Genomic DNA, 21,888 nt, shown 5'->3' with positions numbered 1-21,888 from the left:
CCAATGACGACACTTTTCACCTTTATTCTGTTCCTTATCCCGCTGGCTGCCCTGCTTATCCGCATCATCTCAATCATGCAGAAAGCAGAAGACCGACGATTCTTCGCCAGTGAAGCGCTGCGGGAAATCATCATCACCACCGTTCTGTTCACCCTGCTCGGGCCGGTCGCTGGCCTGCTGCTGATCGCACTGCCTTTTGCCTTTATTGCGACGCCTACTCTGGATGGCCTGCTACTGTTTGTGATCGGCAGTTTTGCCATGGGCGTCGTACCTGCCTGTTTAACAGGCTTGAGCGTCGGCGCCCTGCTGCCTTGGCTCAGAGCCCGTGATGAAGCCTGGTCAGCGGCATGGATCGGCACACTGATGGCGGTGATTTTCGCGCTCTCAAACAATCTGTCTTATGACGGGGCTAAGTTGACTCTGGTCGCGGCATGCGGGGCTTTTGCAGGATTTGTCGTGGGCAAGCTCAACGCACGCCTTAACCACTGATCTCTTAACGCCAAACGGACGCTGCATGCCGAGACGACGAATCACACTGCTCATACTTATGGCTGTACTGGGTCTGGGTTATGCCCTGCCTGAACGGATACAGATTCCCGTTGCCGGAGCCAGCAAATCCGACTGGAACCCAAGGTCATTCTGGTTCGAACCCTGGGGCACCTCGGGCGTACATAAAGGCATCGACATTTTCGGCAAGATGGATACGCCGGTACTCAGCACAACAGATGGCCTGATCCTGTACACAGGCGAGCTCTCCAAGGGCGGCAAAGTGATACTCATGCTGGGCCCCAAATGGCGTTTGCACTACTTTGCACACCTCAGCCGGATCGACATATCGACCTTGAGTTATGTCAGCTCTGGTCAGCCAATCGGTGCATTGGGTGACAGCGGAAACGCCAAAGGCAAAGCGCCGCATCTGCATTATTCAATCGTCAGGGTGCTACCGGCTCCGCTGTCGGCAGACACCTCGACGCAAGGCTTTAAAAAAGCCTTTTATATTGATCCCGGTGCCTACCTGAACGCGGCCAGCAAGCACTGAACCACTATCAGAACGCCATCAATCCCAGCACATCCGTTACCGATATAAACAGTGGCGCTACCATTCGAATCAACGCTTTTGCGCTCAATTTAACAACCCGACAGCCCCCCCCCACCTACCCATCTAACGATCTGCGCCCACCCTGAATCCGCACATTATTCTTACCTTCCAAGCGCTAGGTTGGGTGGTGAAGTCTGTCTACCCGAATGGTGGCATTCGACCCTTAACCCATACATTGCTGGGAGAGCTCATGAAAAAACAAAAAACACTCATCGCCCTCTGCCTTGGATTAGGTCTGCTGACCGCTGAAACCACCCAAGCATCACTGTTTTCAAGCAACTACACCAAGACCAAATACCCGATTGTGTTGGGCCACGGCATGTTGGGCTGGGACAGCATGCTTGGTATTGATTACTGGTACGGTATTCCATCGGCCTTGCGTAAAGACGGCGCACGCGTTTTCACCACAGAGGTCTCGCAGCTAAACACCTCTGAAGTGCGCGGCGAAGACCTGCTGGCCGAGGTCGAAGAGATCCTCGCCATCACCGGCGCTAAAAAGGTCAACCTGATGGGCCACAGCCATGGCGGCCCGACTACCCGCTACGTTGCTGCAGTACGTCCCGACTTGGTGGCGTCTGTCACCAGCATCGGTGCACCGCACAAAGGCTCCGACGTTGCCGACTTGATCCGCAAAATCCCGCAAGACTCAACAGCAGAAACCCTGCTGGCTTCGCTGGTCAATGCGATTGGTGGGGTGATCCATCTTCTGTCCGGCAGTAGCAGCACCTCGGGGCAGAACTCCCTCGGATCGCTGGAGTCCCTCAACAGCGTCGGCGCTGCAGCGTTTAACGCCAAATACCCGCAAGGCATCCCCACCACCGCCTGCGGTGAAGGGGCTTACAAAGTCAACGACGTCCGCTATTACTCATGGAGCGGCACCAGCCCGACCACCAACCTGCTGGACCCAAGCGACCTGATCACTAAAGTCGCCTCACGGGCCTTTAAAGACCCGCAGAACGATGGCTTCGTCGGTCGTTGCAGTTCGCACATGGGTATGGTCATCCGCGACAACTACCGCATGACTCACCTTGACGAAGTGAACCAGTTCTTCGGCCTCACCAGCCTTCTTGAAACCAGCCCGGTAACCGTCTACCGGCAACAGGCCAACCGCCTCAAGCTGGCCGGCCTGTAATCAACCGGGGCTCCTCCGGAGCCCCAAGCGTCAACCCTGTATGGAGACCCGCAACACGCCGGAGGCCGCCAACGCCGGACAGTCGCTCACAGCAGATATGAGCATGGCAAGGATGCGCCTGCACACCTGTCCACTCACCAAGGAAAGCTCCACATGAACAATAAAACTCTGCTTACCCTCGCCCTTGGCACTGCCCTGGCGTTCAGCTCTGCCGCCGACGCCTCCCTGTTCAACAGCACCTACACCAAAACCAAATACCCAATTGTGCTAGGCCATGGCCTGCTCGGTTTCGACAGCATTCTCGGCGTCGGCTACTGGTATGGCGTACCGACAGCGCTGAAAAGCGGCGGCGCATCGGTGTATGTCACCGAGGTGGCACAGATCAACAGCACCGAATTTCGTGGAGAACAGCTGCTGGAGCAAGTCGAAGAGATTGTCGCCATCACTGGTAAAGGCAAAGTCAACCTAATGGGTCACAGCCATGGTGGGCCAACAGTGCGCTATGTAGCCGGTGTACGTCCTGATCTGGTCGCCTCCGTCACCACCATTGCCGGTGCCAACAAAGGCTCCGAGCTAGCTGACTTTGTACGCAACAACCTGGCCGAAGGCTCCACTGGCGAAGCCGTCGTCGCCCAACTGTTCCAGGCGCTCGGCTCAACCATCAGCCTGCTTTCAGGTGGTGCCAACATTTCCAATCAGGATGCACTGGCAGCAGTAGGCTCACTGACCACGCAAGCCGCCACCGAATTCAACACGCGGTTCCCTCAAGGCGTGCCGACATCCGCATGCGGTGAAGGTGCATACAAAGTAGACGGCGTTCGTTACTACTCCTGGAGCGGCGCAACACCACGCACCAACATCCTCGATATCTCCGATCTAATCACCGTTATCGGCGCACAAACCTTCACCCGCGAGAAAGATACCGACGGTTTAGTCGGCCGCTGCAGCTCGCATCTGGGCATGGTCGTACGTGATAACTACCGCATGAACCACCTGGACGAGATCAACCACGCGCTAGGCCTCACCAGCCTGCTCGAAACTGATCCGCTGACGGTGTACCGCCAGCAAGCCAACCGCCTGAAATTGGCTGGCTTGTAATACAAGCGGGCCCTGCGGGGCCCGTTCTTACCTGAAAGTTGTGGGGACTGATGTGAAAAAGCTGCTGTTGTTGATCCCGCTTATTATCGCTGTGGCAGTGACTGCCTTTGTGCTCAACTCTCCGGATACCCCACCCAAGCAACAGCCTGAACAGGCTGGCAAACCGGCACAAACCCCGGACTTTTCCCCAACCAACGTAGCTCCGAGCAAAGCGGCTCCACTCAAAGACGACAAAATCTTTACCAGCGGCTCACTGCGCGGCACCGAGGTGGATGGCGTATTTCAAGTAGATGAGGCCGGTAACCTGCTGATCACCGACGACATCCGCCGGATCTTCGACTACTTCCTCAGCACCATTGGCGAGGAACCGCTCAAGGCCAGTGTCAAACGCCTGCGCAGCTATATCGACAGCCAGCTCCAAGAGCCAGCCCGCAGCCAGGCTCAGACCTTGCTCAACCAATACCTGCAGTACAAACACGAGCTTATTGGGCTTGAGATGGACCTGCCGCAGAGCCCAAACCTAAATGGCCTGATCCTGCGGGAATCCGCCGTAAAAGCCCTGCGCGAGCGCATCTTTACTCAGGAGGTCATCGAAGCCTTCTTCGGAATGGAACAGCGCTACAACGCCTTCACCTTGGAGCGACTGAAAACCCTGCACGACCAGACCCTCAGCGATCTGGAGAAGGCCAATCGTATTCAGGAAATGCGCGACGCCCTGCCAGAAGAACTGCAGGACCACGTTGTCACCCAACTGCACGTCGAACTACGCAAACAAACCGAGGCCCTGCGGGCCAGTGGCGGCACCCCGGAACAACTGCGCAGCCTGCGCCAGCAGACAGTCGGCATCGAAGCCACTCAACGCCTGGAACAGCTCGATGCCACCCGCGCGCAGTGGCAACAGCGCCTGATGAGCTACAAGGCCGAACGCGACAAAATCGACAGCAACAGCGGTCTCAGCGAAGCCGATAAGCAACAAGCTGTGCAAAGGCTGCTGGAAGATAACTTCAGTGAAACTGAACGCATGCGCGTCGATGCTGCACTTAAATTCAACGAAAGCAGGCAGAGCGAGCAGAAAAGCCAATAACCGACATTAACGTCACATAGAGTTGCTATGCTGAATTCGCGCCTCGAAATAACTCATCACACGAGCGCGACAATTTCTGAACCTGAAGGAGATCGCCATGGCTGGTTGGTATGTGCTGTCAAAGAATGCAAAGGGTCAGTATCGCTTCGTCCTGAAGGCCGGCAACGGCGAAGTCATCCTGCAAAGTGAACAATACGAAAGCAAAGCAGCAGCCGAAAACGGCATTGCATCCGTGCAGAAAAACTCCCCGTTGGACGAACGCTACGAGCGCAAAGATGCCAAAGACGGCAGCCCCTACTTCAACCTGAAAGCCGCCAACCACCAAATCATCGGCACCAGCGAAATGTACAAATCAGCCGCCAGCCGGGACAAAGGCATCGAGTCGGTGAAAACCAACGGGCCGAGCACCACCATCAAAGAAGAGTAAGACCCTGCAAAGCCAACCTGATCCAGGTCAGGTTGGCACTTGCCGGATGAGCCTTGTGATCCCCTGCCCCCATAGGTAACGTGCACACCTTCGAACACAGGAGTGACACGATGCGATTCAGCCGCCCTCTTTGCTACGCCCTGATCCCACTACTGGCCAGCTGTCAGGTGTACACCGGCAAGCCCGACTCCCCGGACCTGAACACCTCCCGCATGCAAGGCGAGATCAGCCAGAACGCAGACGAGCTGCTATTCCGCCCCTGCAAGGAACAGCGCAAATTCCTTATCGAAGCTCCCGCCGACAGTGACCTGCGCAACGACATCGCCAGTCTGTTGGGCGACGGCAATCAAAAACTCTTTGCTGACCTGCGCGGCCAATTGCACAGCGCCTCCCAAGCCGGCACCGACGGCCAACTGATTCCCACCGAAATCTACCGCCTGCAAGGCGAAGGCCACGGCTGCAACGACATCAACTTCAGCCGCACCATTCTACGTGCCAGCGGCAATGAGCCCGGGTGGGCCATCGCAGTCAGCAATCAGGGCCTGATCCTCAACCGCCCAGGCAAAGAAGCCCAGGCACTGCCCTACCTCGAAGAACAACTCCCCGAAGGCCGCCTCAACCTCAGCAGCGAGGCCAACGGCGAACGCCTCGACCTGTGGATCGCCAAACAACGCTGCGTCGACAACATGAGCGGTGCCATCAGCAACATGACAGCTGAGCTGCGTTTGGATGGTGAAGTGTTACGTGGCTGTGCGTATTTAGGTGGCGCAAGAGACAAGTAAGCCCAAGTTATCGGATAGGCCCCTTCGCAAGCCTAGAGCCGCGGCTGATCAAATCAGTGAGCGTGGTTCTAAGGATTGAGCACTGCTCAGGGAAAAATGCGCCAATAACAGCCATCCATGGAGAGCGCCGCAAGCAGCGCTCTCCATGGACATTTAGCGTTCCACTTCGCTCAAAGCGGTGTCCACAGACTCGATCAGCAGGTCGGCGTGCTCTTGGGTAAAGGCCAGCAGCGGGCGAATCTTCAGGACGTTTTCCAAGGGGCCGGCGGCGCTAATCAACACACCATTTTCGCGCATGTGGTTAACAACCTTGCGCGCCTGAGCTGCAGCAGGCTGCTTGCTAGCGCGATCGGTCACCAGCTCAACCCCCAAGAACAAACCCGCACCGCGAACATCGCCGATCAACTCGTGACGATCAGCCAAACGAGCTAGCCCTTCAAGCAAGTAGCGGCCCGTGTCTTGGGCTCTTTGCTGCAGGTTCTCTTCCTGAATAACCTCTAGAACCGCTTTACCTGCCGCGCATGAAACAGGGTTGCCGCCGAACGTATTGAAATAGCGCATGTTGCGACCGAAATGATCAACCACCTCCGAGCGTCCAACAATCCCGGCGATTGGCTGCCCGTTGCCCATTGGCTTGCCTAACGTCACGATATCTGGCTTAACGTTGTGGCGCATGAAGCCCCACATGCACTCGCCGGTGCGTCCAAAGCCAGGCTGTACTTCATCGGCGATGTAGAGCAGGCCTTCTGCTTGAGCCAGCGCAATGCCCTCCTCCATAAAGCCTGCCGGCCCCGGCAAGACACCATCGCTTGAGAAAATACCGTCAAACAAAATGGCGGCAGGCCGTATGCCATGGGCCTTCATGTCGGCGATAGCCGCTCGAATGTCGGCAGCAAATACAGAGGACACGTTTTCAGCACCAAGGCGGTATGCGTCCGGTGCCCGGATTGTCCGCACATGCTCAGGCAAGACCATGGCAGGACCAAGCGATGGCGACAGTTCGGCGATGTCACCCGTCACGCCGTGGTAGGCAAACTGGGTGATGATAACGCCCGTGCCGCCTGTGTATTGCCGCGCCATGCGAAGGGCCAGGTCATTCGCCTCGCTGCCTGTGCAGGTGAACATGACCCGATTCAGCTCGCCATCGAAGGTGCCCAGCAACTGCTCGGCATAGTCCAGAATGCCTTCCTGCAGATATCGGGTGTGGGTATTGAGCTGTTTGGACTGCCGGTACATGGCTTCCACAACATGCGGGTGGCAGTGCCCGAGTGAAACAACATTGTTGTAGGCATCCAGATAGCGCCGCCCTTGCAGGTCAAACAGCCAGACGCCCTCGCCACGCACGGCATGCAGCGGTCGCTCATAGAAGAGGCGGTAAGCCGGACCGAGCAGGCGCTCGCGCCGTTCAATCAAGCGTTGTTCCGCCTCAGAAAGACGGGCTGCATCTTCGGCTGTAAATCCATTGATCATGCTCATGCTGAAACCTTATTGCTGCAGGCTTGTGAGATTCGGTCTTCGATTTCTGTCCGGGAGATCAGTGCCAGCGACTTAAGATTTGACCATGCCCGTTGCGAGTTACGGTGAATGTACTGGCGGTTTGAAGGGTGCAGCTCAGCCCGCCACGAGTTGATCGACAACGCCAACGCCAAGCGCGTAGCCAGCAACTCCGGCAGCAGTTGCTGCTCATCCTGTGTTAGCGGGAAAACACTGTGGTAAGCCCCGATAACATCCAGCGCCGGCTGCAATACATCCCCTTCCAGGCCCAATTGGTATGACGCAGCCACCGCTACGTCATTGACCAGCGGAGCCTGCACCATATCGCCAAAGTCCAGAATATTGCGCACAACATCGGTGTTGTCTGCATCGACGATGATGTTATGCGGGTTCATGTCGTTATGAATGACCTGCTTACGCAGGCTGCCCATTTTCGGCAGCACTTTTTCCTCAAAACCATCGAGGCCGCGCTCAACCAAACCGCGCTCAAAGCTGTCGCTGATGTGCACCAACAGTGGCCTCAAACGTGCGGCGTGCTGCATATCCCACAGCAGGGTATGCCCGGCAGCAGGATGCTCAAAGCCGACCAGCGCGCGGTCAAAACGTGCCAGTGCGCGACCGATATCTCTACGCAATGCAGCAGTCGTCTCAACCAAACGGTAAAGCGGCAGCCCGTCAACAAAGGACAGCAGACGCGCGATCATGTGCTGGCCATCCACTTCAACATAAGTGATGTACTTGCCACTTAGCGAGCGGTACACGCGCTGAACCGGTAGTTCTGGGTCCTGCTGTTCAATCCTCAGCATTGCCTGATTGTGAAAGTCGACCACCGCGTGCTGCTCCAACGGGTGCGAAAGCTTCAGCAGGCGCGAAGTGCCATCGGCCAGTTGCACGCGAAAGTTCAAGTCTCGCTCACCGCCCATTCTTTCCGGCGTGCCACTCAAACCAAAATATTTCTGCAGTAAAGCGATTGCTTGTTCATCGCTGACCTTGGCAGGCGCGACTTCCAACAAGCTGTCAGGTTCAAGCGACATAACCATTTACCTCTTGAGGCTGGAATAAAGTCCGACACCGGAGTTACTGATCAGCCCGCCCCAGAGCACTTCGGACTGTCGTGCCAGAGCACAGAATGCAGGCATTAAAACACACTAAAAATATGATGCATCATATTTTTAGTGATTCAAAATTCACCGAACGCCCTCTAAGATGGATATGTTTGAGCTGAGTTAGCGTGATGCCCTGCTCCACCGAGAAAGCACCACACGGTGCCTTGTTTGTGGTCCACGCTAATCTCACGCAGACTACTCAGCCCCTGCACATACGTCCCTTAAGAGCCAGCAATGCACTACCCAATCGAGAATCTGAAGCACACCTATCTGGGCAGTGGCATCTACGGTCTGCTGCGGGACTCACTCATCACCGGCCGCCTTAAGCCGGATGACAGGCTGCGCATCCGTGATCTGGCAGAACAGCTCGGCACCAGCGTCACCCCAGTGCGCGATGCGATTTTGCAGTTGGCCAAAGAGCAAGCACTGGTGCTCAAGTCGCCACGAGACATCCGCGTGCCCATGCTCACCTCCAAGCAGTACTTGGAAATACGCAGCATCCGCCTTGCGCTTGAAGGGCTCGCCGCAGAAACAGCAGCCTCGTTGGTGACATCCGAACAGATCGCACAACTTGAGCGCTGCATTGAAAACAACCTGGCCGCAATCAAAGAGAACGATCTGCCTGCCGCCTTGAGACACAACCATGAGTTCCATTTCGCGCTGACTGAAATCGCCGCAATGCCGGTCCTGACGACTCTGCTTGATGGCCTGTGGATGCGCACCGGCCCGCTGATTGCTCAGGCATACGCCAGCTTTAACGAGCGCATGGCCGTTGATCATCACTGGGAAGTACTCACCGCACTTAAAGCCAAAGACGGCGCTGCTGCACGCGCGGCGATATGCACGGACATCCTCGACAGCAGCGATCAGATGCTGCAGTACGCCCAGCGCGAACACGACTAAACCAGGCGGCTGGCCTTACAAAATCGAACGCAAATTACGCCCGACCTGTGAATCCAGTTCACAGGCGATGTGAAATCTTCCAATATTTGCCGAGTGCTCAAAGAGGATAGGCTTGTCGCACGCTGGACCAAATGATCGCTAGTGACCTTTGAGCCAATAACCCCGTTGCGAGAAAGCCTGATGACGACTGCACCAAAACCCGATGAGTTGGCGATCCCATACCGACTCCCGCAAGTTCCTTACATGAACCCGGATATGGTTCTGCCGGGAGTTTTGAGCACTTGGCTCGAAGACGACAACCTCTGGGTCCCTGTCACCCAAAGCGTTTCGTTCAAACCTCTCATGCTCAACGTCAGCGGCGGTTACTACATCAACCTGCTGCGCGTGCGTAAAAGCGGCGTGCTTTCCCGCCACCGCCACACCGGTGCTGTCCATGCACTGGTTTTGAAAGGACGCTGGTATTACCTGGAGCACGACTGGATTGCAGAAGAAGGCTCCTTTGCTTTTGAGCCGCCGGGAGAAACTCACACACTCTTCGTACCGGAAGATGTTGAAGAGATGATTACCTGGTTCCACGTTCAGGGTGGTTACACCTACGTCGATCCAGACGGTATTGCCGTAGGTTACGAGGATGTTTTCACCAAGCTGGAAGCAGCCCGTAAACACTACAAAGATCTGGGTCTGCCAGATGATTATATTGAGCAGTTCATCCGCTAATGCGTGACCGGGCGCAAGCCCAACTGGCGCATTTCAGGCTGTAGCCAGAGCAGGCGGCACTGGCTGACTAACGCGCAAGTCAACAAAAACAAAGAGATGTTGCATGGATAACTACTCGCAGATGCTCGCCTTCATCTGGGCCAATGAGCATGGGAATTTCTCGGCAGCTGCACGTGCCCATGACATGTCGCCGTCTGCGATTAGCAAGCTGATAAATCGTCTGGAGAATCGGCTGCAGGTACGTCTGTTTCAGCGCGGTGCCCGTAGCCTGACGCTCACCGAAGAAGGCAACGTCTACTTAGAAAGCGCCAGAGCGGTAATGGATGCCATGGCAGAGGCGGATTCACTGGCTGAGGCGCTGCCGACCCGCGTAAGCGGCACGCTGCGCATTCACACCATGACCACCTTTGCCAAGCATCAGATCATCCCGTGGCTGTCTGAATTTCTGACTCAATACCCTGAACTGTCCGTTGAAATACAGGTGGGTCCTCAGTACGAAGACCAATTTGAAAAAGGACTGGACCTTGCCATTCACAGTGGCGTGCTTCCCAGCTCATCAAGGGTCGCCAGAAAGATCGGAGACACCGAGTGGATCGTCTGCGCCGCACCTGAATATCTACAAACCAACGGAACGCCCGCACACCCTCAGGACTTGCTCAAGCACACCTGCTTTAACTTCAGTTTCAACAGCCCCTGGAACAATTGGTCCTTCAAAGTCGATGGTGATACGACGTCGATTCCCGTGGTTGCCAAGTCGACTTTTGCCCAAGGCGACCTGCTGCGCGACATGGCCTTGGCCGGTGCCGGGATTGTGCGTCTTGCCGACTTTCATGTGGGTGAGGACATCAAAAAAGGAAGACTTGTACCCCTGCTCCGGGACTTCCAACCCGGCATCGCCGAGCCTGTTTACATGATCTACGCCAACCGTAAAAACCTAAGCCCGAGGATCAAAGTCTTCAGGGATTTTTTACAGGCAAAACTTAGCGCTTCTCCTTGGTCGGTCTGAGAGAAAAGCAGGTGGACGCTACCAGCCAACGTTCTTAACGATCCCCTCAGATCACCCTTTACACGTCCAACAGACTTACAAGAATTTGGGAATATTTATGCAGAACTTAGTGGGCGATGTTTCGAGCGCGGCACGCATCCTGCCGGAACTGGACGGAGAAAAACTCTTTATCAGCCATGGCAAAGGCGCATACCTGTGGGACAGCCACGGCCGCAAGTACATCGACACCGCACTGGGCTTTGGTGCTGTGCTGGTCGGCCACTCTAATGACGCAGTGGTGGCAAACGTCGCTAAGGCGCTGAGCGATGCCGCCGCGCCATCCTGGGCGCACGTGCGTGAGCACGGCGCGGCAAGCGCACTGGCTGCGCAGACTGGCGCATTGAGCAAGGTCATCTTCACCAACTCAGGCAGCGAGGCGGTGCACCTGGCCTGCCGCGCGGCCCGCGCCTACACCGGCAAATCGAAAATCGCCAAAATGGCGGCAGGCTTCGATGGCTGGTTCGATGATGTCAGCTTCGGGAATATCGGCAGCGCAGAAGCCCTGTTCGACTCGAACCAGCGCCCATCCACAGCGCGCACTACCCTGTTGCGCTTCAACGATTTTGACGATGTCGAACGTCTTTTCGCTGAAGACGGTGACATCGCCGCGGTGCTAGTTGAGCCCATGCTGGCCAACGCCGGCTGCATCATGGCGGCCCCCGGTTACTTGAAACACGTTCAAGAAATCGCCCACAAACACGGTGCGCTGGTAATTGGCGATGAAGTGCTGATGGGCTTCCGAGTGTTTAACGGGCTGACCAGCCACCATTACGGACTAGACCCCGATCTGGCTACCGTCGGCAAAGCTATCGGCAATGGCGTGCCGGTCTCTGCTCTGCTGGGTAAACCAGAAGTACTCGCCGCTTTTGAGGAAGGTCGCGTACTGCGCGGCGGAACCTTCAGTGGCAACCCACTGGCCAGCGCCGCGGTAACCAGCACGCTGCAATTGTTGGAACAAGCCGATTACGCAGCGTTAATGGCCCGAGGCAACGAGCTGCGGACATTCATCAGATCCTGCTTTGAAGCAGAGGGAGTCCGCGTCACGACCTCCGGCTATGGCAGCGTCTTTACGATCTGGCTGGGTGATGTGGAGCCCACCTCCTACAACCAGGCCGCAGAAATCGCCAACACTGAGTTTTCCAAAGCCCTGCACCTGGCGCTGCGTAAGTCTGGCGTGTTGATGATGCCTTCGCCTTACGGCCGCATATTTCTCTCCTTTGAGCACACCGACAGTGTTATCGAGGAGATGAAACAGGCTTTCTCAGTCGCAGCAAAAGAGATCGCAAAAGTATTTGCTGCTTAATGAAAAAGTCCCCCTCACAGAGGGGGACTTTTAGAAATACCAGCGAGAATAAAAAGAATTCTAAGACTGAGAAATTAACGAAAAATCGCCACGATCCAACAACGCAACAAGCTCGCTCATAAATGTTTTTTCGGCAGCATTAAGTTTCTGTTCTGGGTTCCAAATAAGTTGCAGATCAACTTCGGCAAATCCCCCGTCAGGAGAAAGCAACCAAAGGTCACCCGATTCAACATACTTTTCTGCCATCTGCATCGGCAAACAGCCATAACCAAAGCCGCACAATATCAGGCGTAATATTTCAGAAAGCGAATCACTCGACGCAGATAACCGCCCGGTAAAGCCATGTTTCTCCCGAAATAGATTTAGCGGTAAAAAAGTATCGCCAACTTGAGTACTGGTAAAATTAATGTAGCGCTCAGGTGATAACTCCTCAAGTGTCACATCAGATCGCCCATACAATGAATGGGATCGTCCACAATAGAAGGCATAATTCTGACGCATAAAAAGCTTCTGATCTAAACGATAAGGTATAGCTTTAGTAATACAGACCCCCATCGTCGCAGTCTTCTGCTGGACAGCGCTGACAATATCTGAACTGCGCAGTGTCTCTATCTGGACTCCAATATTTGGATATTGCCTGTAGAAACCCGACAGAAACTCATCGTAGGCTGGCGAAACTATTTGCCCCACGACTAACAATCGAATATTCCCGCTTACGTCACTTGCAGCGCCTTCACTGACACCACCTAACTGGGCCAGTACACTGTAGGTATCCTTGGCAATTTCAAGTACCTGTTCACCCGCAGTTGTCAAATTAAATTTAGAGCCACTTCTGTCAATTAATTGATGACCTAAATTCTCCTCAAGCCGTTTAAGAGCCAAACTTACAGCAGGTTGACTCAAGAACAGTCGAGCAGCCGCCCGGCTTATGCTGCGCTCTGCGGCAATAACCATAAATGTTCGAATCAAGTTCCAGTCAAGGCGATGCATCAACCTCTGAATATTTAATGAAGCATCTGCATCCACATCTAATTCTGGCTTTGGCCGATATCTGGACATTAGGTATAAATCCAACTTATAACGAGAATTAGTATAATAAAATTGATGCCCTAGTGTAACTGAACTTCAATACGATTGAAGACAATGAAACCCATATTTGCCACATTCTGAATGCTCATGGCTGCGGGTAAATAAATCAGAAAAATTCTGCACATATCGCATGGCTGCTTCCCTCACTGCCACCGAGTAAAACTGCATCAAGACTTCATAAACAAGGCATTTTGATGAAAATCGTCTACAGCGAGCTCCAAGCGGGTCACGATCCAAACTTTTTCATTGTCAGGGGAATTGTGCGCCGAAGCAATGAACAACCCGAGCGCGCAGAAGTGATGCTTAGGTCAGTGATAAATGATGGCCATGAGGTTGTCACACCCGGCAACTACGGTCGCGAGCATTTACTGGCCGTGCACACCGCGAGGTATTTGGACTTCTTGGAAACAGCGCATGCCCGTTGGCAATTACTGCCAGATGCCAACCACAGCGAGGTCATCGCTAACATCCATCCCTTTGCCGGTGAACCCTGCTCTTACCCTGAGCATATTGTGGGTCAGGCTGGCTGGCACATGGCTGACAATGCCTGTCCAATTGGCCCCGACACATGGAAAGCTGCTGTAGAATCAGCAAGTTGCGCACTCCATGCAGCTGAGCTGGTCATCCAGGGAGAAAGAGTGGCCTATTCATTGAGCCGTCCACCAGGACATCACGCCTATGCCGACCGGGCAAATGGCTTTTGCTACCTGAATAACGTGGCCATCGCTGCTCAATACCTGCGCAATCATTTTGATCGAGTCGTGATTATTGACATCGATTTGCACCACGGTAATGGCACTCAAAGTATTTTTTACAACCGCTCAGATGTAATGACTATTTCGCTTCATGCGGACCCTTCTTACATGACGCCCTATTATGTTGGCTATGCAAAAGAGGCCGGCTTTGGCGAGGGGCTTGGTTACAACTTCAACTACCCATTGCCCAAGGGTTTAAACACTGAAGGCTATCTCGAAAAACTTGAAGATGCCTGCAAACATATCAGTAAGTTTCAACCACAAGCTGTTGTAGTTGCTTTGGGTTTGGACGCTTACGAAAAAGACCCTTACCAAGGGATTTGCATTGACACTGCGGGCTTCGGAAAAATCCTTAAACGCATTGCAGAGCTTAATCTACCGACTGTACTTGTTCAGGAAGGTGGGTATCTTTCAGACGCTTTAGGGGACAACTTGGCTTCAGCATTACGCGGTTTCGAATCAGGAATTAATTGAGTCGCATCCTACTTGGGAGCTAATTGTAATGACCGTTACCTGTAATCCAAAGGTAGCCATGGTAAGTGGTGGCGGCAGAGGAATAGGCCTTGAAATTGTTCGAGAACTATTAAGCCGCAACTGGAAAGTGAGCGTCGGTATGAGAACACCGCGCGACCTCTTCCCAGAACATCATGAAAACCTGCTCGTCACCTACTTTGACGCCACTGTCGAGCAAAGTGAAGAAGACTGGATTGCTAAAACGGCGGAAAAATTTGGTCAAATTGACGCAATCGTACACAACGCCGGCGTATTGAGTGATCGCTCAGTGCTTGAGGCAAGCGAATCTCAATTCGATGAGATTTTTGATATTAACGTTAAGTCGCCAATGCGGCTTACTCAAAAATTATGGCGTTACTTGGTTGATTCAGAAGCTGGCAAAGTCATCATTATTGCATCACTTGCCGCTAAACGAATCAGAGCGCCCGAAGCAACACTTTATTCAATTAGTAAATTTGCTGCACTGGGCCTTGCACATAGTCTCAGGGTCTGCGGAGACCCGGTAAATGTGCGGGTCACGGCCATTTGCCCAGGCTTTGTAGCGACCGACATGGCCTCTTATGTTCCACTTGAGAAGTTAAAGAAACTTACTCAACCTGAAGATGTAGCAAAAACTGTTTCAATGGTCCTTGAATTACCCTCGACTGCAAGCATTGCAGAAATCCCAATTAACTGGACGGCGGAGCCCCAATACTAAATAGCCACATGAGTTGCAAATAACAATTACTACCCAAAAATCCGGGAACTAATAATAACTGCCCTAACAATCTTGGAGAGAACTCATGATTTTTAAAACAAAACGCTTCCTACTCCCTGCCTGCATGATCATGGGCGCCATGATCAGCCAAGCTGCAGCAGCTCGGGACCTGACCGTTGTCTCTTGGGGAGGAAGCTTTCAAGATGCTCAGCGTGAAATCCACTTCCAGCCATTTACTAAAGCCACGGGTATCAAGCTGATCGACCAGCCGTGGACCGGTGGTATTGGCGTTCTTGATGTCAAAGTTAAGGCTGGCAACCCAACTTGGGACGTGGTTGAAGTCGAAGCTGAAGAACTGGCAATCGGCTGCGAACTTGATCTGTTTGAGCCAATCGACTGGAGCGTCATTGGCGATAAAAACGACTTCGTTCCTGAAGCAGTCAGCGAATGTGGCGTTGGTGTAATGATGTGGAGCACCGGCCTTTCATACGATGGCGACCGCCTCAAAGACGGCCCAACTAGCTGGGCTGATTTCTGGAACACAGAAAAATTCCCAGGTAAGCGCGGTCTGCGTAAAGGCCCCAAATACGCCCTCGAAGCAGCTCTGCTCGCAGACGGCGTACCGACTCAAGACGTTTATAAAGTCCTGCGCACACCTGAGGGTGTAGACCGAGCCTTTGCAAAACTGGACCAAATCAAGTCCGATATCGTTTGGTGGGAAGGCTCTCAAGCCCTGCAAATGCTGGCTTCTGGCGACGTCATCATGACATCCGCGTTCAATGGCCGTATCAGCGGCTTTAACCGCAACGAAGGCAAAAACTTCAAATTCGTCTGGAACGGCAGCATTCCTGCTCTCGACTCCTGGGTTGTGCTCAAAGGCTCGGAGAAAAAAGACGATGCAATGAAGTTTATTGCATTCGCCAGCCAACCTGAGAACCAAGCCAAACTGCCTAAATACATTGCCTACGGCGTGACCAACACCAAGGCAAATAACCTGGTGCCAGAGGAATACCGTTCTGAGCTGCCTAGCGACCCTGAGAACATGAAGAACGCTCTGCCTCTTGATGTCGATTTCTGGGTGGACAACATCGAATCGCTGAACGAGCGCTTCAACGCCTGGGTTGCCAAAGGATTCTAAATCGTATGACAGGGACGTCATTCTCCCCTCTTGTAACAGCGCGCAGTAGAGTTTTGTTTTATGAATAATTTAGTCGGTGATATTTCCAGCGCTGCACGAGCACTCCCATCTCTGGATGGCGAGAAGATTTACATCCAGAAAGGTAAAGGCGCACACGTCTGGGATACCAATGGCAAACGCTACATCGACACCGCTTTAGGTTTTGGCACGCTTATCATCGGCCATGCGCATGAAGAGCTTACCGAGGCAGTGATTCCAGCCCTGCAGGCTTCGCCTACTCCAGCCTGGCCTCATCTGCTTGAGCAACAAGCTGCAGCCGCGCTCTGTGCACACACACGTAATTTGTCCAAAGCCATTTTTTGCACCACCGGCAGTGAAGCGGTCCACCTTGCTTGCCGTGCTGCTAAGGCTTACACCGGTAAATCCACCATTGCCAAAATTGCCGCCGGCTACGATGGCTGGTTCGATGATGTGACCTTCGGTAATGCCGCAACACAGGAAGCGCTTTTCACAGACCAGCGCCCCAACAAAGACGCGATCACCCTTCTGCGCTACAACGATTTTGACGATGTCGAAAAGCTCTTCAGTGAGAACAGCGACATTGCCGCCATTCTTGTCGAACCACTCTTGGCTAACGCAGCATGTATCCAGCCGCTTCCCGGCTATCTGGAACACCTCAAACAAGTCGCCCACAAGCACGGTGCTCTGGTCATTGCAGACGAAGTAGCAACCGGCTTTAGACTGCACGCAGGTCTCTCTTCACACGCACAGGAGTTCTACCCGGACATCGCAGCCATCGGTAAATCGATGGGAGGCGGTATTGCAGTCTCCGCAGTCGTTTCCACCCCTGAAATCATGGAAGGCTTCGAGACGGGAAAAGTTGTCAGGGCGGGCACCTTTAGCGGTAACCCTGTGGCTTGCGCTGCAGTCATCGCCACCATGGCGATCTTGGACAAGTCGGACTATCCGGCTCTGCTTGAACGTGGCGAGCGCCTTAAGAAGTCTATTGTGCAGTCATTTGCCGATAACGGACTTGCAGTCTCCACAGCGGGATATGGCAATCTTTTCGGGATCTGGCCTGCACCTCTTACCAGCTCCACCTACTCAGAAGCCGCAAAAATCTTCAACGCAGAGTTTTCCATGGCGCTGCATGTGGAACTGCGTAGAGCGGGCGTTTTGATTACGCCTTCTTCACTCGGCCGGCTTTATCTGTCTTTCGCACATGACGATGCCGTGATCGCAGATATGGAGCAGGCCTTTGCTCTGGCTGCAAAGGCCATTGCAAAAACGCTGTAAGCGAAAGGGATAAACCCGAAAACTGGCAGTGGAAATGGGGTAGAACCCGTTTCTGAAATGATGGGATTCTGGCCAGTCAGCAGCGTTCAGAGAGGGACTGGAAACGCCTGTTTTGGTCCTAAAATGGTCCTAAAACAGTCACCAGATACGCAAAAGCCCCGCTAGAACCTAGATTCTGCGGGGCTTTCACTGTGTAGAAATATGGCGGGAAGATAGGGATTTGAACCCTAGGTACTGTTGCCAATACAACGGATTTCGAATCCGTCCCGTTCGACCACTCCGGCATCTTCCCGAACGGCGCGCATCATACCAGCTTAAGTCGGTTTGTCGAAGCCTGAACGTAAAAAATTTGCGTACATTTCAGATGCTTGCAGACTAAAACGCTCCCATAAGACGTATAAGCCCAGTTATTCCAAGCGCAAGAAAGGGCCCATATAAGCCCTTTCTTACCCGATCCAACTTGACTCAACTGGTCAGGCGAGTCAGCGCTTCGCGGTACTTGTCAGCAGTCTTCTGGGCGACGTCTGCCGGTACTGCTGGAGCCGGTGGCTCTTTGTTCCAACCAGTGGATTCCAGCCAGTCACGCACGAACTGCTTATCGAAGCTCGGCGGGTTTTTACCTTCGACGTAACTGTCTGCCGGCCAGAAGCGGCTGGAGTCTGGGGTCAGTACTTCGTCCATCAGGGTCAGGGTGCCGTCTTCGTCCAGGCCGAATTCGAACTTGGTGTCAGCGATGATGATGCCGCGAGTCGCTGCATATTCCACCGCAGCGGTGTATAGGGCGATTGAAGTATCGCGGACCTTGGCAGCCAGCTCGGCACCGATAATAGCTTCGCATTGCTCGAAGGAGATGTTCTCGTCGTGGTCACCCACGGCGGCCTTGGTGGAAGGCGTGAAAATCGGCTGTGGCAGCTTGGAGGCTTCTTTGAGGCCTTCTGGCAGTTGAATGCCGCAAACGGTGCCGCTCTTTTGGTATTCCTTCCAGCCGGAACCGACGATGTAGCCACGCACAATCGCTTCTACAGCGACCGGTTTAAGGCGTTTGGCAACAACAGAGCGCTCCTCAACCAGAGGCAATTCAGCAGCAGGGACGATGTCTTCGACTTTGTCACCGGTGAAGTGGTTGGGAACGATGTGAGAAAGCTTGTCGAACCAGAAGTTGGAGATGGCAGTCAGGATCTTGCCCTTCTCTGGGATCGGTTCATTGAGGATCACGTCGAATGCCGACAGGCGATCGGTTGCGACCATCAGCATGCGTTTGTCGTCGATCTCGTAGAGGTCGCGGACTTTGCCTGAATAGATTTTCTTCAGACTCAGGGTGGTGGCTGTGCTCATGTCGGAATTACCGTCTCTAGTAAACAAAACAGGCGAAACCTTTGGGGTTTCGCCTATTGGTCTTGCGTTTAGCTCAGCTGGCGCTATTAGCCAAGGTTGTTCTGGATGATGTCCAGAACACGGCGGGCAACGTCTGCCGGAGCAACTGTGTTGATGTCTTTTTCAACCGAAACCTGCACGCTGTCACCCACAGGTGTCAGGCGTACTTGATAGCGCTCGGCGCGAGCTTCAACTTCTTCTTTGCTAGGCTCGCTGCCAAACAGCTTGCTGAAGAAACCCGGTTCTTCATTGGCTTTGCTGGCGGTCTCGGCCAGGTTGATGTAGTAGATACCCAGGCTGCGGTTCATGTCATCGACACGAACATCGGCCATCTCCAGGGAACGACCAACACCGGACCATGCACGGTCAAAATCAGCGCCCAAGCTCAGCACCGGGTTGCCTGTGCCGTCTTCAGAAAGAGACACAAGATTAGGCGCATCAAAGTCACGGGCAGCCAACAGCGATACCGAACCGCCCTGCTCTGCACTGCGCGCCAGATTGACGAGCATTTCATCCAGCAGAGCGGAATCCAAGCTTGGGTTACTGCTGCGGGTGGTGAAGGCTACGTCAGCGCTGCTGCCAGCCGGACGCTCAGCGCTGACCACGAAGATTTCGCTGGTATTGCGCTGCACGCCTGGCTCGATACGAACACGCACGCGGGTTTCTTCATCAGGGGCAACACCGGAAACGCGGCTGCTCAGGCGGCGGGACATGGTGTCAGAGAGGGTGTCAAAGCGCTGCCAAGTCGTCACAAACTCACCGGTTTGTGCACGCTCTTCAGCGATACGGAAGCCGTTGTCAGTGAAGAACTGCACAGCCACGGGCCAAACCTCGGCCGGGACGCGCTGAGCAACAATCCAGCGTGACTCACCGCTTTTCTGCAGGCTGAACTCGCTGGCCTGGCCCGATGCGGACAACGGTTGCGGCCTAGGCACTTCAAATTCACCGGTCTCAGTGGTCGTTGCGATCTGCTGAGGGACTGGCAGCAGTGGATCAAGACGTTTGGCGTCTACGTTTGCCGGAAGCTGCATTGGCGCTGTCTGGCGGGCTTCAAGGTAGTCACTGCCACGATCGCGGAAGTAACCATTTTCGCCGTAAATCCAACCGCAGCCACTGGTGCTGGCAATAATCAAAGCAAGCGCTGAGAGTCCGGTGAGTCGCTTCATGCGTAGTTGTTCCTCAATTATGCCAATGCGCCGGTCTGGCGCAGTGCCTGACGCAGCGGTTCGTGACAGCGCGGGCTGAGCCAGGTCAGTGGCAGGCGGATACCGTCGGAGATCAAGCCCATTTCATGCATAGCCCACTTGACCGGAATCGGGTTGGCTTCAGCGAACAGTGCTTTGTGCAGCGGCATCAGACTGTCGTTCATGGCACGGGCAATGGCTGCTTCGCCACGCATGGCAGCTGCACACATATCCGACATGGCGCGCGGAACCACGTTGGCGGTGACAGAGATGTTGCCTTTACCGCCCAGCAGCATGAGTTCCACGGCTGTGGCATCATCGCCCGAGTAGAGCAGGAAATCGCTGCTTACGCGGTCAAGGATGTCTTGCGCGCGTTGCAGATCACCGGTGGCTTCTTTGATACCGATGATGTTGTCGATTTTGGACAAGCGCTCAACAGTTTCAGGCAGCATGTCGCACACGGTACGGCCTGGCACGTTGTAGAGAATCTGGGGAATAGCAACCGATTCGGCGATATGGCGGAAGTGCAGGTACAGGCCTTCCTGAGTCGGTTTGTTGTAATACGGAGTGACCAACAGGCAGGCATCGGCCCCTACCTCTTTGGCAGCACGAGTCAGCTCAACCGACTCACGGGTGGAGTTACCACCGGTACCGGCAATGACCGGGATACGCCCGGCAACCTGATCAACAACACGACGGATCACTTCAACGTGTTCAGCAACATCAAGCGTTGCAGACTCACCTGTGGTACCGACCGCGACAATGGCATTGGTGCCTTCTTGCAGATGGAAATCCACCAGTTTGCTCAACGCAGCCCAATCCAGACCACCTTGCGCATCCATGGGCGTAACCAGCGCCACCATACTACCCGCAATCATGCAACCGCTCCTGCCGAAAAAAGAGAGCCGTAATGGTACTGGTGCCATGTGCCTTGCACAAGCAGAGTCCGGGGTCGCTAAGGTAATCTTTGAATATGGCCAGACATTACCCGCTCAACCCTCTGAGCATTCCCCTAAGCAGAGCTTTTCGCTACCCTTCCGGCTTTGCCCGCTACATTTATATAGGCAGGCTGTTTACCCGTTTAGGAAAGCCTAATGTCCACCCCTTTAGTTCGCGAACAATTTCTGCTGGTCAGCGCACTTGGCTCCAACGCCATGGAGCTGACCAACGTGCTGTGCCGTACCAGCAATGAGAACCGCTGTGCGGTCATTAGCACGCGCCTGAGCCGCCACGGCGAATACAGCGCACTGGTGCTGCAGATTTCCGGCACATGGGATGCGCTGGCACGTTTGGAAACAACCTTGCCCGTGCTAGCCAAGAAGCATGCCTTCTCCATTAATGTGGTCCGCAGCACTGCCGCCGAGACCCGGCCACAGGCCTTGCCGTACGTTGCGTATGTCAGCGCGGCGTATCGCCCGGACATTCTCAACGAGCTGTGTCAGTTCTTCCTCGATCATCGCGTCGAGCTGGAGAACCTGACCTGCGATACCTACACCGCCCCACAGACTGGCGGCATCATGCTCAACGCCACCCTGACCGTTACCTTGCCGGCCGGTACTCAGATCAGTTGGCTGCGCGATCAATTCCTGGACTTTGCAGACGCACTGAATCTGGATGCACTGATCGAACCTTGGCGTCCGCAAACCCCTTAA

The 21,888-nt window shown here is 54.3% G+C and carries 22 protein-coding genes and 1 tRNA gene; 16 read left to right on the top strand and 7 right to left on the bottom strand.

Annotated elements, in window-relative coordinates:
- Positions 1–3: 3 nt before the first annotated feature.
- The 7 genes from AO726_RS13105 (at position 4) to AO726_RS13075 (ending at position 5,622) form a co-directional block, all read left to right on the top strand.
- The gene (locus tag AO726_RS13105; protein WP_058068509.1) at positions 4–489 is read left to right on the top strand and encodes a hypothetical protein; all 486 of its coding nucleotides are present in this window, start codon (positions 4–6) and stop codon (positions 487–489) included.
- Between the two features lie 25 nt (positions 490–514).
- Positions 515–1,039: a M23 family metallopeptidase gene (locus AO726_RS13100; protein ID WP_058068508.1), complete on the top strand. Its 525-nt coding sequence runs from the start codon at positions 515–517 to the stop codon at positions 1,037–1,039.
- A gap of 250 nt (positions 1,040–1,289) precedes the next feature.
- Complete coding sequence (locus AO726_RS13095) at positions 1,290–2,231, top strand: lipase family alpha/beta hydrolase (protein WP_058068507.1); 942 nt, start codon at positions 1,290–1,292, stop codon at positions 2,229–2,231.
- Positions 2,232–2,384: 153 nt separating this feature from the next.
- Entirely contained in the window at positions 2,385–3,329 is a 945-nt protein-coding gene (locus AO726_RS13090; RefSeq protein WP_058068506.1) for a lipase family alpha/beta hydrolase, read from the top strand.
- A gap of 52 nt (positions 3,330–3,381) precedes the next feature.
- A complete protein-coding gene (locus AO726_RS13085; RefSeq protein WP_058068831.1) occupies positions 3,382–4,413 on the top strand; it encodes a lipase secretion chaperone in 1,032 nt (343 codons plus the stop codon).
- Positions 4,414–4,510: 97 nt separating this feature from the next.
- A complete protein-coding gene (locus tag AO726_RS13080) occupies positions 4,511–4,840 on the top strand; it encodes a YegP family protein (protein WP_058068505.1) in 330 nt (109 codons plus the stop codon).
- A gap of 110 nt (positions 4,841–4,950) precedes the next feature.
- On the top strand, positions 4,951–5,622 hold the full coding sequence (locus AO726_RS13075; protein ID WP_058068504.1) for a COG3650 family protein: 672 nt from the start codon (positions 4,951–4,953) through the stop codon (positions 5,620–5,622).
- Between the two features lie 153 nt (positions 5,623–5,775).
- Here AO726_RS13075 and AO726_RS13070 read toward each other — a convergent pair whose 3' ends face one another.
- Positions 5,776–7,098 (bottom strand): aspartate aminotransferase family protein, encoded by a 1,323-nt coding sequence (locus AO726_RS13070; protein ID WP_058068503.1) that lies wholly within the window; start codon positions 7,096–7,098, stop codon positions 5,776–5,778.
- On the bottom strand, positions 7,095–8,150 hold the full coding sequence (locus AO726_RS13065; RefSeq protein ID WP_058068502.1) for a phosphotransferase: 1,056 nt from the start codon (positions 8,148–8,150) through the stop codon (positions 7,095–7,097). Before AO726_RS13065 ends, AO726_RS13070 begins: the two co-directional genes overlap by 4 nt.
- A 306-nt stretch (positions 8,151–8,456) precedes the next feature.
- Here AO726_RS13065 and AO726_RS13060 point away from each other — a divergent pair, with 306 nt between their 5' ends.
- From AO726_RS13060 to AO726_RS13045, 4 genes are all read left to right on the top strand, one after another.
- The gene (locus AO726_RS13060) at positions 8,457–9,125 is read left to right on the top strand and encodes a GntR family transcriptional regulator (protein ID WP_058068501.1); all 669 of its coding nucleotides are present in this window, start codon (positions 8,457–8,459) and stop codon (positions 9,123–9,125) included.
- 180 nt (positions 9,126–9,305) lie between these two features.
- On the top strand, positions 9,306–9,842 hold the full coding sequence (locus AO726_RS13055; RefSeq protein WP_058068830.1) for a 2,4'-dihydroxyacetophenone dioxygenase family protein: 537 nt from the start codon (positions 9,306–9,308) through the stop codon (positions 9,840–9,842).
- A gap of 103 nt (positions 9,843–9,945) precedes the next feature.
- A complete protein-coding gene (locus AO726_RS13050; RefSeq protein WP_058068500.1) occupies positions 9,946–10,848 on the top strand; it encodes a LysR family transcriptional regulator in 903 nt (300 codons plus the stop codon).
- Positions 10,849–10,945: 97 nt separating this feature from the next.
- Positions 10,946–12,190, top strand: a complete 1,245-nt coding sequence (locus AO726_RS13045; RefSeq protein WP_058068499.1) for an aspartate aminotransferase family protein — start codon at positions 10,946–10,948, stop codon at positions 12,188–12,190.
- 60 nt (positions 12,191–12,250) lie between these two features.
- On the opposite strand, the gene AO726_RS13040 is transcribed toward AO726_RS13045, so the two are convergent.
- Positions 12,251–13,216: a LysR family transcriptional regulator gene (locus AO726_RS13040; RefSeq protein WP_241492106.1), complete on the bottom strand. Its 966-nt coding sequence runs from the start codon at positions 13,214–13,216 to the stop codon at positions 12,251–12,253.
- 257 nt (positions 13,217–13,473) lie between these two features.
- On the opposite strand from AO726_RS13040, the gene AO726_RS13035 reads away from it, so the two are divergent.
- From AO726_RS13035 to AO726_RS13020, 4 genes are all read left to right on the top strand, one after another.
- Entirely contained in the window at positions 13,474–14,508 is a 1,035-nt protein-coding gene (locus tag AO726_RS13035) for a histone deacetylase family protein (protein WP_058068497.1), read from the top strand.
- Between the two features lie 28 nt (positions 14,509–14,536).
- Complete coding sequence (locus tag AO726_RS13030; protein WP_058068496.1) at positions 14,537–15,244, top strand: SDR family NAD(P)-dependent oxidoreductase; 708 nt, start codon at positions 14,537–14,539, stop codon at positions 15,242–15,244.
- A gap of 85 nt (positions 15,245–15,329) precedes the next feature.
- Positions 15,330–16,382, top strand: coding sequence for an ABC transporter substrate-binding protein (locus tag AO726_RS13025; protein ID WP_058068495.1), 1,053 nt, complete (start codon positions 15,330–15,332; stop codon positions 16,380–16,382).
- A gap of 60 nt (positions 16,383–16,442) precedes the next feature.
- On the top strand, positions 16,443–17,678 hold the full coding sequence (locus AO726_RS13020) for an aspartate aminotransferase family protein (protein WP_058068494.1): 1,236 nt from the start codon (positions 16,443–16,445) through the stop codon (positions 17,676–17,678).
- A gap of 202 nt (positions 17,679–17,880) precedes the next feature.
- On the opposite strand, the gene AO726_RS13015 is transcribed toward AO726_RS13020, so the two are convergent.
- The 4 genes from AO726_RS13015 to dapA all read right to left on the bottom strand — a co-directional run bounded on the left by AO726_RS13015 (position 17,881) and on the right by dapA (position 21,114).
- Positions 17,881–17,970, bottom strand: a tRNA-Ser gene (locus AO726_RS13015).
- 173 nt (positions 17,971–18,143) lie between these two features.
- A complete protein-coding gene (locus AO726_RS13010; protein ID WP_058068493.1) occupies positions 18,144–19,013 on the bottom strand; it encodes a phosphoribosylaminoimidazolesuccinocarboxamide synthase in 870 nt (289 codons plus the stop codon).
- Between the two features lie 86 nt (positions 19,014–19,099).
- Entirely contained in the window at positions 19,100–20,218 is a 1,119-nt protein-coding gene (gene bamC / locus AO726_RS13005; RefSeq protein ID WP_058068492.1) for an outer membrane protein assembly factor BamC, read from the bottom strand.
- A gap of 17 nt (positions 20,219–20,235) precedes the next feature.
- Complete coding sequence (gene dapA, locus AO726_RS13000) at positions 20,236–21,114, bottom strand: 4-hydroxy-tetrahydrodipicolinate synthase (RefSeq protein ID WP_058068491.1); 879 nt, start codon at positions 21,112–21,114, stop codon at positions 20,236–20,238.
- A 216-nt stretch (positions 21,115–21,330) separates the two neighbouring features.
- Here dapA and AO726_RS12995 point away from each other — a divergent pair, with 216 nt between their 5' ends.
- Positions 21,331–21,888, top strand: coding sequence for a glycine cleavage system protein R (locus tag AO726_RS12995; RefSeq protein ID WP_058068490.1), 558 nt, complete (start codon positions 21,331–21,333; stop codon positions 21,886–21,888).

The organism is Pseudomonas sp. TTU2014-080ASC (assembly GCF_001446935.1).
Lineage (GTDB): Bacteria > Pseudomonadota > Gammaproteobacteria > Pseudomonadales > Pseudomonadaceae > Aquipseudomonas.
Note: the sequence above shows the minus strand (reverse complement) of the source record. Positions and strands in the feature narration are given on the sequence as shown.